Source organism: Jeotgalibacillus terrae (genome assembly GCF_016908195.1).
Lineage (GTDB): Bacteria > Bacillota > Bacilli > Bacillales > Jeotgalibacillaceae > Jeotgalibacillus > Jeotgalibacillus terrae.
Map to the genome: position 1 here is coordinate 116,461 of NZ_JAFBDK010000009.1, position 13,547 is coordinate 130,007.

The 13,547-nt window shown below is 42.4% G+C and carries 15 protein-coding genes; 6 read left to right on the plus strand and 9 right to left on the minus strand.

The features are described from left to right. Positions 1–10: 10 nt before the first annotated feature. Together JOD21_RS11030 and JOD21_RS11035 are read right to left on the minus strand one after the other, a co-directional pair. Complete coding sequence (locus JOD21_RS11030; RefSeq protein WP_204729668.1) at positions 11–1,000, minus strand: DUF4003 family protein; 990 nt, start codon at positions 998–1,000, stop codon at positions 11–13. 18 nt (positions 1,001–1,018) lie between these two features. After that, complete coding sequence (locus tag JOD21_RS11035; RefSeq protein WP_204729669.1) at positions 1,019–1,663, minus strand: FusB/FusC family EF-G-binding protein; 645 nt, start codon at positions 1,661–1,663, stop codon at positions 1,019–1,021. 194 nt (positions 1,664–1,857) lie between these two features. Here JOD21_RS11035 and JOD21_RS11040 point away from each other — a divergent pair, with 194 nt between their 5' ends. From JOD21_RS11040 to JOD21_RS11050, 3 genes are all read left to right on the plus strand, one after another. Further along, positions 1,858–2,838, plus strand: a complete 981-nt coding sequence (locus JOD21_RS11040; RefSeq protein ID WP_204729670.1) for a Gfo/Idh/MocA family protein — start codon at positions 1,858–1,860, stop codon at positions 2,836–2,838. Positions 2,839–3,148: 310 nt separating this feature from the next. Further along, on the plus strand, positions 3,149–3,988 hold the full coding sequence (locus tag JOD21_RS11045; RefSeq protein ID WP_380268983.1) for a transporter substrate-binding domain-containing protein: 840 nt from the start codon (positions 3,149–3,151) through the stop codon (positions 3,986–3,988). Positions 3,989–4,013: 25 nt separating this feature from the next. Further along, a complete protein-coding gene (locus JOD21_RS11050; protein ID WP_204729672.1) occupies positions 4,014–4,691 on the plus strand; it encodes an amino acid ABC transporter permease in 678 nt (225 codons plus the stop codon). A 38-nt stretch (positions 4,692–4,729) separates the two neighbouring features. Here the strand turns inward: JOD21_RS11050 and JOD21_RS11055 are convergent, their stop codons facing one another. The 6 genes from JOD21_RS11055 to JOD21_RS11080 all read right to left on the minus strand — a co-directional run bounded on the left by JOD21_RS11055 (position 4,730) and on the right by JOD21_RS11080 (position 10,621). Then, positions 4,730–5,731 carry a sodium:calcium antiporter gene (locus JOD21_RS11055; RefSeq protein WP_204729673.1) on the minus strand — a complete coding sequence of 334 codons (1,002 nt, stop codon included), beginning with the start codon at positions 5,729–5,731 and terminating at the stop codon, positions 4,730–4,732. Between the two features lie 219 nt (positions 5,732–5,950). Next, a complete protein-coding gene (locus tag JOD21_RS11060) occupies positions 5,951–6,616 on the minus strand; it encodes a uracil-DNA glycosylase (RefSeq protein WP_204729674.1) in 666 nt (221 codons plus the stop codon). Between the two features lie 105 nt (positions 6,617–6,721). Beyond that, positions 6,722–7,657 (minus strand): manganese-dependent inorganic pyrophosphatase, encoded by a 936-nt coding sequence (locus tag JOD21_RS11065; RefSeq protein WP_204729675.1) that lies wholly within the window; start codon positions 7,655–7,657, stop codon positions 6,722–6,724. A 171-nt stretch (positions 7,658–7,828) separates the two neighbouring features. Beyond that, positions 7,829–8,209, minus strand: coding sequence for a hypothetical protein (locus tag JOD21_RS11070; RefSeq protein WP_204729676.1), 381 nt, complete (start codon positions 8,207–8,209; stop codon positions 7,829–7,831). A 399-nt stretch (positions 8,210–8,608) separates the two neighbouring features. After that, on the minus strand, positions 8,609–9,634 hold the full coding sequence (locus tag JOD21_RS11075) for a lactonase family protein (protein ID WP_204729677.1): 1,026 nt from the start codon (positions 9,632–9,634) through the stop codon (positions 8,609–8,611). Positions 9,635–9,694: 60 nt separating this feature from the next. Continuing rightward, positions 9,695–10,621 carry an AEC family transporter gene (locus JOD21_RS11080; protein ID WP_204729678.1) on the minus strand — a complete coding sequence of 309 codons (927 nt, stop codon included), beginning with the start codon at positions 10,619–10,621 and terminating at the stop codon, positions 9,695–9,697. A gap of 150 nt (positions 10,622–10,771) precedes the next feature. Here JOD21_RS11080 and JOD21_RS11085 point away from each other — a divergent pair, with 150 nt between their 5' ends. Genes JOD21_RS11085 through JOD21_RS11095 form a run of 3 tightly spaced genes read left to right on the plus strand, consistent with a single transcriptional unit; the run spans position 10,772 to position 12,649 of the window. Continuing rightward, positions 10,772–11,251, plus strand: a complete 480-nt coding sequence (locus JOD21_RS11085; RefSeq protein WP_204729679.1) for an RIP metalloprotease — start codon at positions 10,772–10,774, stop codon at positions 11,249–11,251. Positions 11,252–11,279: 28 nt separating this feature from the next. Then, on the plus strand, positions 11,280–12,113 hold the full coding sequence (gene nei / locus JOD21_RS11090) for an endonuclease VIII (protein ID WP_204729680.1): 834 nt from the start codon (positions 11,280–11,282) through the stop codon (positions 12,111–12,113). Next, positions 12,110–12,649 (plus strand): M15 family metallopeptidase, encoded by a 540-nt coding sequence (locus JOD21_RS11095; protein WP_204729681.1) that lies wholly within the window; start codon positions 12,110–12,112, stop codon positions 12,647–12,649. The genes nei and JOD21_RS11095 overlap by 4 nt, the downstream gene beginning before the upstream one ends. Positions 12,650–12,914: 265 nt before the next feature. On the opposite strand, the gene JOD21_RS11100 is transcribed toward JOD21_RS11095, so the two are convergent. Beyond that, positions 12,915–13,544, minus strand: coding sequence for an HAD family hydrolase (locus JOD21_RS11100; protein ID WP_338032899.1), 630 nt, complete (start codon positions 13,542–13,544; stop codon positions 12,915–12,917). Positions 13,545–13,547: the final 3 nt, after the last annotated feature.

Sequence of the window (13,547 nt, forward strand, 5' to 3'; positions counted from 1 at the left end):
AACGCCATCATTAGTTATTTGAAGAACTCGCAGATGCAGCTGCGCCTGCTGATACTGCGGCAAGGACCGCTGCCTGCTGTGCCTGTAGAATTGATTCGATTGTAGATGCAAGACCTACATCCAGCACATTGTTTTCCTCAACCTTCGTCTGGAGAACAAATCGGACTGCTGTCATAAAACAAATATCTTTATGCCACTTAAAGCTTTTTATACTGATCAGCTCATCATAGACCTGTTTAACTTCGCCAATCAGCGCCGATGGAGTCCCGGCAAGTGCCAAAACGCCAACGATCGGCAGATGATTACCACGCAATTTTATTTTGCGGGTTTTTAAGTCATCGAGCCAGGTGACAGTATTCTGCACAAGCAGCTGTCTGTTATCCTGCCGGCCGTATGTAAGGATCTGGGACAGGAATTGACGGTTATTTCCCTTAGCAAGGACGATATGAAGCTGATCGTAATAGTAAGCCATATCATCAAGCAGTTCTTCCTCTTCACCTTCTTCTTCAGCAAGCAGAACGGATAAAGGATAATCTTCATGTGATGTTAAAAAGAAGTGCTGTTTTTTCATTCCGGCATACATGTTTTTTGCCCGTGCCACATGTCTATCCATTTCCTCATCTGTGTACTCTTCAAGTGATGCATACAATGCATAAGCTGCGATATAGGCATGTGGACTCCTTGAGTATCCCGCTTCAATCAGCTTTTCGTAGACGGTCATCATTTCTTCAAACGCTTGTTCAGGGTTATTGAATTTTGATATCAGCATGCCTGAGATCAGCAGACGGAGATCAGCTGACTGAATGTAGGCAAACTGACTCGATTCTTTTTTAATTGTGTCATTAAGCGCAATCAGCTTATTCATCTCAAGCGGAGTATCAGCTGTCACAAGCTGTCCGGCGAGCATCATCAATGAGGTATTATTTATCCGCCAGCGATATTTCTTTCTCAGCTGTTCATAGATTGCTACATAACGTTCTATTTGAGCTGTTGTCTCCATTTAAATCACCCTTTTGCCTTATTTACGTTCAAACACTTGTCCGAGAAAGCGCTCAAGCTGCGCTGTATCCTGTATTGATTGATTACATTCTTTACTGTCATAACATATATACTGCCCGTAAGATTTTAATCCCTCTGATTCGCGCGGTCTGTTTTGAATGCTTGTCATTGCAACGTCACCATAACGGTTACAGATACTGCAGATGCCTTTTCTTGCAGAAATCACGTACCTGCCCTGGATTCCCTTTAGTTCTCCATCCTTTTCGTATACAAAATACTGTTTGCTTTGTCCAAGGTCTTTCCATCCCAGGTAAGTCAATGCACGAAAATCAATGTCAGCTAAATCCGGAATCAGTAACTTTTTAACCTTTGGAAAAAGTCCTCTCAGATCAGCTGGTGTTACTTCCGGAAACGACTTTCTGTAAGGCGTAAGATCCATTAAAAACTTCACCCGCTGCTCTTCCGTTTCAAGTGCAGATACGCCTGAGATCAGATTCCTCTGCTCCTCACTCAGCTCATCAAATACATCATGGACTTTTGCTTCTGCCGCTTCCTTCACGGCTGTTTTGACGCCTTCATCAGACGTTACTCCGGCCTGTCGCTGCATCCCGTTAATCTGGGATTTGATTACATTAAATTGTTCGTTAGAGATAAATTGCTCCATTGAAAAAGCCCCTTTACTTCATTTGAACTTGTCACTTTATATACTGAATATCCTGCTGAATAGTTTCACAAATTAACAGCCTCTCTATGCATATACCCAGTTTTAATCCTTTTGACGCATAAGAAAGCAACTGGCGTATTCTTTCTATTATCTGTACACTTGTCTTAAAATGACTTGCAAAGGATTGATTGAAAATGAGATTTGGCGTTACAGGTACGAACTGGATCACGGATACATTTATAGAAGCGGCACTTGCAGCAGATCATGCTGAAGTAACAGCTGTTTGTTCAAGAAAAGAAGAAACAGCGCGGACTTATGCAGAGAAGCACCAATTACCCTATACGTATACTTCACTCGAGGACATGTGTGACAGTGGGGAGATCGATGCTGTGTATCTGGCTACACCCAACGCTGTGCATCATGAACAGGTATTAACCTGTCTGTCAAAAGGGATACCTGTCCTTTGTGAAAAGCCGCTTACCGCGACAAAAGCGCTGGCGGAAAAATGTATTGCTGCGTCGAATGAGCATCAGGTTTTACTGATGGAAGCAATGAAATCAACCGCGATGCCGAATTTCCGCAGGGTGAAGGAACTGCTTTCTGAGATCGGGACAATCAGACAAGTACGTTTTCAGTACGGTCAGTATTCCTCCCGCTATGACAAATTCAAAGCTGGAGAAATTCTGAATGCATTTAAGCCTGATCTCGCAAACGGGTCATTAATGGATCTTGGCGTATACACGCTCTATCCGGTTATTTCACTCTTCGGAACCCCGGACCGCATCCAGTCAGACAGCACACTCCTTCATACCGGTGTAGATGGCCAGGGCGCAGTCTTGCTTTCTTATGAAGGAATGACGGTTACTGCCAGCTATTCTAAAATCGCAGACAGTTTCCTGCCAAGTGAAATCTCAGGAGAAAATGGGGCGATCCACATTGACCACATCAGCTCACCGGGTAAAATTACGTTGATGAATAGAGAAGGCGCGACTGACCATTCGGTTTCACAGAATAAGCCGTCGATGGCTTATGAGATAGAGGAATTCATTAAAACAGCCAAAGAAGGCAACATTGAGTCTTCTATTAATACACATGAGATTTCTCTGAAGACTGTTGAACTGATGGAGCAGATCAGAAAACAGCAGGGGATTGTGTATCCGATTGATTCACTATAGTTGTATGCGAAGCCGGAGCTTGGGAGCTCCGGCTTTTTTGGATTGTTGAAGGGGTGGGGTCTGGCTGGGGCTTAGCGGCAGGCCAACTTCCCCATCAAGTTTGATCACAATTCCTTCAGCGTACACCACAACTCAACCAATCACCGTCGCCTCGACAATCATATATTTCTCCTGTTACACTTTCATGACACATACCCCCCGTATGTAAGCGTTATCCCGAATGTTTCCTGCAGATTTAACCCTTGTGTCATATTTGTTAAAATGCTATGTTTTTAAAGGATTAATTTTAAGGAGGATTTTTAAAGTGACTATAAAGAAGTTTAATATTCGTGCGGTTTCTGCAGGACTTTTAGCTGCTGCAGTTCTGGCCGGCTGCGGCTCTGATGATTCATCTTCAGAAGAAACAACGGCCTGGGAAGATATACAGGAAGAAGGCGTGCTGAAGGTAGCTACGTCAGGAACACTTTATCCGACGTCTTTTCACGAGTCGGAAACGGATGAGCTGACAGGTTTTGAGGTTGAGGTTGTAAAAGAACTTGCAAACCGTCTCGATCTTGAAGTGGAGTGGGAAGAAATCGGTTTTGACGGCATGCTGACAGCTGTTAATACAGGTCAGGTTGACCTTGCGTCAAATGATATTGAAATCACTGAAGAGAGAGAAGAAGATTTCGCTTTCTCTACACCAATCAAATACTCGTATGGTACTGCGATCGTACGTGAAGATGACCTTTCGGGAATTGAAACGTTTGAAGACCTTGAAGGCAAGCGTGCTGCCGGTGCAGCCACTTCTGTCTATATGGACCTTGCACGTGAATATGGTGCTGAAGAAGTCATCTATGATAATGCGACGAACGAACAATATCTGCGTGATGTATCTGTAGGTAATACAGACGTTATCCTTAATGATTACTACTTGCAGACATTGGCACTTGAAGCATTTCCTGACCTTGGCATTGTAATTCATCCGGACCTGCAGTACAGCCCGTCAGAGGTTGGTCTTGTGATGAATAAGGATAATGAAGAACTTGTTGAGCAGGTGAATACGACACTTGAAGAGATGCTTGAAGACGGTACAATTGCTGAAATTTCAGGTGAGTTCTTTGCAGGTCAGGATGTAACACAAAAGCCTGATATTGATTTTGAACAATAAGTCTTAACTGAAAGGAGCGGCCGCTATGGATGGAATCCGCTGGGATTTATTATTTGACCCTGAACTTGCCTGGGAATCACTTCCCTATGTGATGTCAGGGATTGGCTACACCCTGCTGATCTCAATTGTCAGCATGGCGGCCGGTCTTGTTCTTGGCTTTTTTATCGCACTTGCCAGAACATCTAAATTCAATATTTTACAATGGCCTGCCCGTACATATATTTCTTTTATGCGTGGAGTGCCAATTCTCGTTATATTGTTTCTTTTATACTTCGGAATGCCTGTAATTGGAGTTCAGATACCAGCCATCTATGCAGCTTTGATTGCATTCAGTGTGAATAGTGCAGCTTATATAGCCGAGATTATCAGATCATCTTTGTCTGCAGTAGATAAAGGTCAATGGGAATCTTCCAAAGCACTTGGACTTACCTATTGGCAGACAATGTATGGCATTATTCTTCCTCAGTCTATCAGAACAGCAACGCCGCCACTGGCGAATGTTTATCTTGATATTATTAAAGCAACGTCCCTTGCTGCGATCATCACCGTACCTGAAATCTTTCAGCGTGCACGGATTGTCGGTGGACGGGAATTTGATTTTATGACGATGTATATCGTGGTTGCACTGATCTACTGGGGAATCTGTTCACTGATGACAGTTTTCCAGAACTATCTGGAAAAAAGATATGAGGAATATTTATAGTAAAATGCCCGCCGGATGATGATCCGGCGGGCATTTTTTTAAGATCCAGTGAAAATCAGATAGGATACAACAAAATATCCGACGACTATTAACAATGAAGGAAGGATATACGTAAATGTTGAACTTGCTTTCTTTTTAACCACAGAGAACATGACGATAATAGATAGAACAGTCACACCGATCGCAGTGAAAATGTGCGAATCTGAAACGGCTGAAAGAATGGATCCACCACGGTAGAAAACATCAGAACCTGCAATGATCAGCATGTTAAAGATGTTACTTCCAAGAATCGATCCTAGCGCAAGATTCACATTCTTCAATCTGAGTGCCACAAACACTGCTACTGCTTCAGGCAGAGAAGTCGTTGCAGCAATCAGAAAACTGCCGACAAAACTTGATCCAAGTCCTGTTACAACAGCGATTTCATCACCCATAATAGAAAGTACTGTACCTGCTCCCATAATGACAATCGCAGCGATAATAAAGCCGACGACCGCATGCTTCACACTCATTGAAAAACTTGCAGCCACTTCTTTATCTTCTTCCGGTGCGATTGTCTGCTCCACGCCTCCAGAATTTTCAGGGAGCTTGCTGATAATGATCATTCCAATGATATAAGCAGCTGCAATAATAAAGGCATCCAGGCCTATCCCCAGGAATGTTGTATCAATTCTCAGATAAAGTGCCACCAATGTTAACACTGTCAGCAGAAGACCAAGCCCTGCTGTATGCAGATGACTGTTACTCGCATCTAAAAAGAGTCTTTTCTTTCTGAAAAACAGGTCAAACCCAGCAATAATAAACAAATTAAATAGGTTTGAACCAAGCATATTCCCAATTGCAATATCCGGGTTGTCAATCACAACAGCTGATAAGCTCGTTGTCACTTCCGGTAAAGATGTGGCCCCAGCCAACAGCAGTGTACCGACAAGCATACCGCCCATCGCTGTCTTTGTGCTGATCACATCTGCATAAGTCGATAACTTAATGGCTGCATAGACCGTTACAACTGCAGCTAATAAAAACCATACAAATACCAATCCGATTCCTCCTCAAATCCTGTTAACGAAAAAAGACCCTTTTATGAGCGCTCACCAAATTGAGGACTCATAAAAAGGTCTTGCGTACTCTGCCGGTGCAGAGCTCAATGAACCGAGCAGAAAGTCTGCCGTAATGACGATTCATTAACCCGTGAAGGTCGCTACTCCCCTTTTTAGGGACTTATTCGTTTCTACTAATATACCATAACAAAACGATTTTTAAACACGATTATCTATTAATCTCCGCTCCTCAATCAATTTTTTTAATTTGATCAGGTCTTCTTTCAATTTCTCTTCCAGGCTTCTATTATAAAAAATAGCGGCCGGATGAAAAGTCGGGAAGATTTCGTACGTTTCTTCAGTCCAGCTGAAAGTGCCCGCATCCGGACTTTCAATGTATTGTACCGGTTGTTTTAACAACTGTCCGTGGACCTGCGTGACTTTTTTATCTTTACCCGCCAGACGTTGCAGACCGATATTACCGAGAGTCACAATCAATGGTGCTCTCACATTTTTCACTTCATAATCAAGAATTGGCGCATGCGCTTTAATCTCACCGGCAGTAGGCGCACGATTATATTTCCGTTTAATCATTTCACCTGTGCTGCGGTCTTTTTTCTCCCCCCATTTATAAGGACGGCTTCTGACAGCACTTGTGATATAGACATCATCTCTTGTCAGGCCGAGAAATTCCAATGACTGCATCAGTTCCTTGCCGGCTCTCCCGCTGAATGGGATGCCATTATGTATTTCGGTTTCACCGGGTGCTTCCCCCACAAGCATGATGACAGGATTTTCAGGTCCTTCACCATAGACAAAGCCTTCTACCGGATAATCTTTTATTCTTTCTTTCCCCTGTTTTGCCAGGGATTCAGGAATTCTCATTAAAAGCACCTCCATGGTTTTTCATTCCCTGGAATGTCCTGATTTAAAACAGGGTTATAAACAACAGAAGCAGAACTCCATTTGAAGTCCTGCTTCCTTCTGTATTTATGCCTCTTCGTTGAATGTTTCTGTTAAAACTGGTACGATCTGCTTTTTACGGGATACAACACCTTCAAGCAGGGCAGTCTGATTCGTAAACGGTACTTTAAATGCTTTTTCAGCCAGTGATACGTGTGAACCTTTTACGATCATTGTAGAGTTGCTGTTTAAAATATCTGTTACAACGACTGCGAATAACGATAGTTTTTCTTCTACAATTACAGCTTCAGCCGCCACTTCAATCTCATCCTGCAGATTCAGGACGTCCAGTGGATCTACTGCATTAATCTGCGCAATTTTCACCTGGTGCCCACCCATTTCAAATACTTTTGCATCAAGTGAAATCAGCTCTGCTGCTGTTTTACCGCTCAGGTCTGCGCCTGCTTTTAACATTTCAAGTCCATACTCTTCCGTGTTAACTCCGGCAATCGCCTCAAGTTCTTTTGCCGCTTTCACGTCTTCTTCTGTGCAGGTTGGCGATTTGAATAGCAGAGAATCTGAGATAATCGCAGACAGCATTAAGCCTGCAATGTTTTGTGGAATCTCTACGTTATGTTCTTTATAAAGCTTTAACAGAATTGTTGCTGTACAGCCAACCGGTTCTGCGCGGAAGTATACAGGGTCACTTGTTTCGAAGTTTGCGATTCTGTGATGGTCAATGACTTCAATGACTTTTACTTCATCAAGATCATCTACACTCTGCTGGCGCTCGTTATGATCGACAAGAATGACACGATCTGTTTCACCCGCTGCTTTTTCGATCAGTCGCGGCGTTTCTGCATTGAATTGCTCAAGTGCATAAGCTGTTTCGCCATTGATCTCTCCAAGCCGTACAGCTTCTGTTTCCATACCGATTTCATTTTTTAAATATGAATAGGCAATTGCCGATATAATTGTATCTGTATCAGGACTTTTGTGTCCAAAAACCAATGCTTTCGTCATGATATAACTCCTTTATACGGATGATTTTAAATACCTCTTTCATTCTACCAATTTTAGCGCGAGGATTGAAGTGTTATTGCTGATCAGTAAATATTTTTCATCCCACGCAAAAAAGAGCGCTGCAGCGCCCTTTCTTTCGAGTTACTAAATGCAACAGCAAAAAAATAGCTGTTATTTCTTTCTTAGCAGCTCCAGCGTTTTTTCAATATTATTCAGCAGTTCCTGATCAGGGACTCTCTTTTTTTCTTCCCTTTTTACAGGACGGTCCATGATACTGAATGGCTTCTTTGTATAAGTCGTTGCGCTGAGATTATCAATCTTTTCTAAAATGGCTACGTGACTGATTCTCACGTATTTTCCTTCTTCATCGTAAAGTTCTTCATTCACACTGATTTGTGTTTTCACTTTTTCTCCTTCAACCAGCCCTTTATCAACAGCGGTTGTCCAGATAAAGCGATTTTCAGCAGAGTCAGTGAAATGTATAACATTCGATAAATGTGACTTAACCCGGGGTTTAACGTGCACTACTTTAAGGTCAATCGTAATCCTCATTCTTTTGCAGACCCTCTCTCTCATGTTCTATATGTATAAATTTCCACCCAGCCCAATTCATTACCAATAAAATGAAAAGTACAGAGGACTTTTTCAGTATAATGGATAGACCACTGGTTTTGTCAATTAGTAACTTTATCCACATCAACCAATATTGTCGTTTTTCCTTGCTCTGATAGGATTTAATTATATATATTTTTTTTTGAACTTTTCAATCTATTTTTGTTTTATAATACGTTTGTCGTAAAATGTTCATATAATATAGAAAGAATTATTTTTCATACATCTTTAATTTGATAGATGCGTTTCATTTTTGGGGCCCAGTAAGCTCCATCCCAGGAGTGCCTCCTTGAAAAAACCGCGGACAGCCAAACACTGTCCACGGTTATTTTTTAATCATTATTTAGATAAAAACTTCACACATACAGGTTCCGGCACTTCTACTTTAACGTCTGTTTTAGTGAGTCTGCCTGATTCTTTGTCACGCTTAAGCAGGACAAGGGAGTCGCTTTCCTGATTAGCCGCTACAATATAAGCTTCTGACGGATCTAACACAAAGTCTCTCGGCCAGTTACCTTCTGTCTCTGCGTACTCAATGTGAGTGAGTTCTCCATTTTCTTCTGCTGAATAAACAGCAATTGAATTGTGTCCTCTATTACCGGCATAGACAAAACGGCCGTCCGATGACATATGAATCGCACTTCCCTGGCTGTTTTCTGTGAAGTCCCCGGGAATCGCCGGAATTGCCTGCAGCTGTCTGAATGCTCCGGTGCTGCTGTCATAAGCAAGCACAAGTACTTCATTACTCAGCTCTGTCATGACGTATGCAAGCGGCTTGTCAGGATGGAACGTTAAGTGTCTTGGACCGGCGCCCGGCTCTGCGTTAAATACAGCAGCCTGCTTTAACTCCCCGCTCTGATAGGTATAAGAAATGATTTCATCCGTTCCAAGGTCAACTGCCACAAGATATTTACCATCCGGTGTAAAACCGCTGAAATGCGCATGTGCAGCATCCTGGCGCTCATGAGGTCCTTCACCTTCATGCTGGATCAACGAAAGCTGCTCAGTCACTTTACCAGTTTCTTTATCACGTTTGAATAGCGCAATCGTGCCGTCAAGGTAAGTAGCTGATGCCGCAAACTCACCGTCCGGGCTGACGCTAACGTGACAAGGTGAGCCATCCCTTTCATTAACGTGAGCAATAGCGGATAAAGAATCCCCAATTTTATATGACGCTATGCCACCTGGTGCAACTGTATACAGGTACTCCTGTTCTGCATCCATATTGACATAGGCAGGGCTCTTACCTTCTGCCGCCACCCCTTTCACCGTCAGATTTTCTTTTTCAGTATCAAGTTCAATCTCATATACACCTTTGCTGGACTTCTTGGTATATGTACCAATAAAACCTTTATATTTTGTCATCATAATCGCTCCTCTCATCTTTACTATCTTTCCTTATTTTCATGCAGGAAAACGTAAAAATCAAATTAAGAGCCACGCAATGAATGGAATTGTTGCAAGACTCAGCAATGTAGAGGCAAAAATCGTCACGATCGCAGTTTCTTCTTCACTAGTAAACTTGGAAAACAATACAGCTGTAATCATAGCTGATGGCATAGCTGCCTGAATGACGATCAATTGTGCTGTCCATCCTGTAAATGAAAAGAGTGATAAGATGCCCATCACTGAAAGTGGAATCACCAGAAGTCTGACTGTAACCGGGAACCAGAGCATGGGGAAAAGTACTTCTTTCCCTCTTTTTAAAAGTGGAGGAAGCAGCATGCCCACATACAGCATTGCCATTGGGGCTGCAAGGGCTGCAAGCATTTCCACAAACTGAATCATCATGCCGGGTGGTTTAAAGCCGCTGAGTGCAACGATCATCCCAATGACAATTGCAATCACAGGCATATTAATGACAGCCTTGAGTTGACTAATATGAAATTTCCCTTCAGATTGCAGCATGTAAATCACTACTGTATACACAACCAGGCTGAGCCCTGCATCAAAAATCGCTGCAAGAAACCCTCCTGCCGGACCAAAAATCGTTGCGGCAAGCGGGATGCCCAGAAAGCCTGTATTGCCAAGCGCGCCAAGGATCACCATCTTCTTGCCGAACATCGAGCGTATTTTCAATAGTACAGTCAGGATTTTAACAAATATGAGTGCACCAATATGATACATAATCGAAATGGCAAAAATCAGACCCGCTTCCGCTAAAGCATCCCCTGTCAAATCCACACTGAAAACACCATTTAAAATGACAGCCGGTACAGCAATATTTAAGATAAGTAATATAAGGACTGATTTCACCTCAGCTGTAACATTTACCCGCAGTGCAAATATTGAGCCTGTCGCAATCATCAGACCCATAACAATAATGGTAGAAATAACTGTTTGAATGTCCATCTCGAAACTTCCCTCAACATTTAATTTTTTCAATCGTACGCTACTTATCCAGATATGTCCAACCGATTTATTTCACGTTCATGTTTAATGAACGTTTGACCGGGAAACATGTCTAGACAATACATGAAAAATAATGTTAGAGGTGCTAATATGTTTCAACTTAAGGATATCTGGACTTTCTTATGGTCCTTTCTCATAGTCTTTCCAACCGTTTCACTCGTTCACCAGCTTGGACATGCATTCTTCGCCAGAATCTTTGGTGGAACCTCCAACTTTGCCTTAGGGAGAGGCAAATGTCTGATTAAATTCGGTGGAATCAGTATTCACAGCATTTACTTTCTCGATTCATTTTGTAAGTATACGTCTTTAAAATATAATAATCGCGTCACAAATACCCTTGTCCACCTGGGGGGCGTTATTTTTAATTTCGGTTCTATTTTCCTTATTAACATTTCAATTATGCAGGACATCATCGGACCGGATATCTTCTTTTATCAATATTCCTATTTCTCATTATACTTCGCTGCTTTTTCACTCCTGCCAGTTAACTTTGGCAACGGGAAATTCAGTGACGGTTATGCCGCCTACCGTATTTTGAGGTACGGGGAAGAATTACAACTGGAGAACTAACCAACTTAATCAAAAAGGAAGATGCCTAATGCCTGAAGGTCCTGAAATCAGACGTGCAGCTGATCAGGTTGAAAAAGCCCTGAAAGGCCGGCAAGTCATGGAAGTTCACTTTGCATTTGACCACCTGAAGGATTACGAAGACTTTTTCTCAGGTGCAAAAGTGTTGAAAATTGATACAGTCGGTAAAGCGATGCTGATGCGCTTTTCAAATGGATTCACCGTCTATACGCACAATCAGCTTTATGGTAAATGGGTCGTCAGAAACGCTTATAATTATCCTAAGACCAATAGACAGCTCAGGTTCGCCGTTCACAATGAAAAGAAGTCCGCACTGCTATACAGTTCATCAGACATTGAAGTGATGCGCGATGAGGAGGTTCACCTGCATCCTTTTATCCAAAGGGCTGGTCCTGATGTATTAAATGATCAGGTAACAGTTAATGAGCTGATCGAACGGATCAACAGTAAGAAGTTCAGCGGCAGAAGATGGACGGCACTTCTGCTTGATCAGGGGTTTGTAGCAGGGAATGGAAATTACCTGAGAAGTGAGATCTTATTCAAAGCAGGTATTCACCCCTCTCTCAGACCCAAAGACTGCAGCGCGGAGCAAATCAAAGCAGCGGCTGAAGCAATCATTCAATTGACGGTTCAGTCCTATGAAACAGGGGGTATTACAAACGATCTTGACCTCGCAAACAAATTGAAGGCTGAAGGTAAAAAGCGGTCGCAATACAGACACTGGGTGTTCAACCGAGCGGGGCAGTCATGCAGAATTGATGGTACACCGATCGAGAAGATAACAGCCGCTTCAAGAAGACTTTATTTTTGTCCAACCTGTCAGCAGATTGAGGAACTGAAGTGAAAAAATTTATTTTTATCGCAGTTTTGTTAACCGGTGCGGGCTGGCTGATCTGGAAAGAACTTCAGCATCGTGAAGAATTACGCAATCGCCCTCTGCCAACCGGCCTTCATCCAATTGTAGAAGAAAAACAGGATGAGCTCGTACAAAAATCCTCTGAGGAAGGGATTAATATCGTCATTACTGATGGCTTCAGATCATTTGAAGAGCAGGATGAGATCTTCGCGCAGGGTCGTACACGTGATGGAAATATTGTGTCTTATGCTGAAGGTGGAGAATCTTATCATAACTATGGGCTTGCGATAGACTTTGCCCTCCAGACGGATAATGATGTCATTTGGGATCTGGAGTATGATGGAAACGGTAACGGGGAATCTGATTGGATGGAAGTTGTGGATATTTCGAAAGACCTTGGGTTTACCTGGGGCGGGGATTTCAGAGGGTTTAAAGATTATCCTCATTTTGAGATGCGGTTTGGCTTGTCGATCAGTGAGTTAAAGCGTGGAGAACGTCCGGCTGAAGGTCCTGTTATTTATTGAAGGAAAAGCGAAATTAGAGCGAGATATAGTCGGGCACTTGAATAAGTAAAAAGGTGATAGAAATCACATGGAAGGTAATAGATAAAAGTAAGAAGATCATAGATATATCCGGCCTATAAGGAAAAAATTTTAATTAAATAGAAAGATGATGCAATTAAACCAATAAGTCATAGATAAAACACCAAAGCTGATAGAAATAACCAACGATCCTCTATTCATCTATGTAAAAAGCGGTCATTCCACAAATTGGAATGACCGCTTTTTCTCAACTCACAATCGAACAAACTTCTTCAATCCTGCTAATCCGATAATCCGCCTGCGATGCTTCTTCTTCAGAGCCAAACCCGTATGTACAGAAAATGACCGGAATGTTATGTTCTTTAGCAGCTTCTATATCAGAATAACGATCTCCGACCATAAATGCTTCAGATTTCCCGAACTTATCAAAGTGCGCCATTAAAATATCACCCTTTTTTTCTCCATGGATGGTACCAAGACAGATTGGATCTCTGAAATAATGTCTGATGTCCTGAGAATCCAATATCATATCAAGATAATGAGTGCCGCAATTAGAAGCAGTTGTCAGCGTGTGTCCATTATTTTTTAATTGCTGAAGTGTTTCTTTGACACCCGGGAACAAAATATCCTTCCCCTTTACCAGCTGATCAAGAAATTCACTTCTGCGCCTTCTTATGATCGTAATTTCCTGAGGAGTAGCATCCGGAACAACCTTTGCCCAGAACGCATTTCCTGTTAACCCGTAAGCTGACTGAAGCGTTTCTTTTGACGGCTCCTGAATATGGGGCATATCTTCTACTGCCAAGTGTAAAGCCTGAAGTAAGTAGTCAGTGGAATCAATAATCGTTCCATCAAGATCGAATAAAATCAGTGCCACATT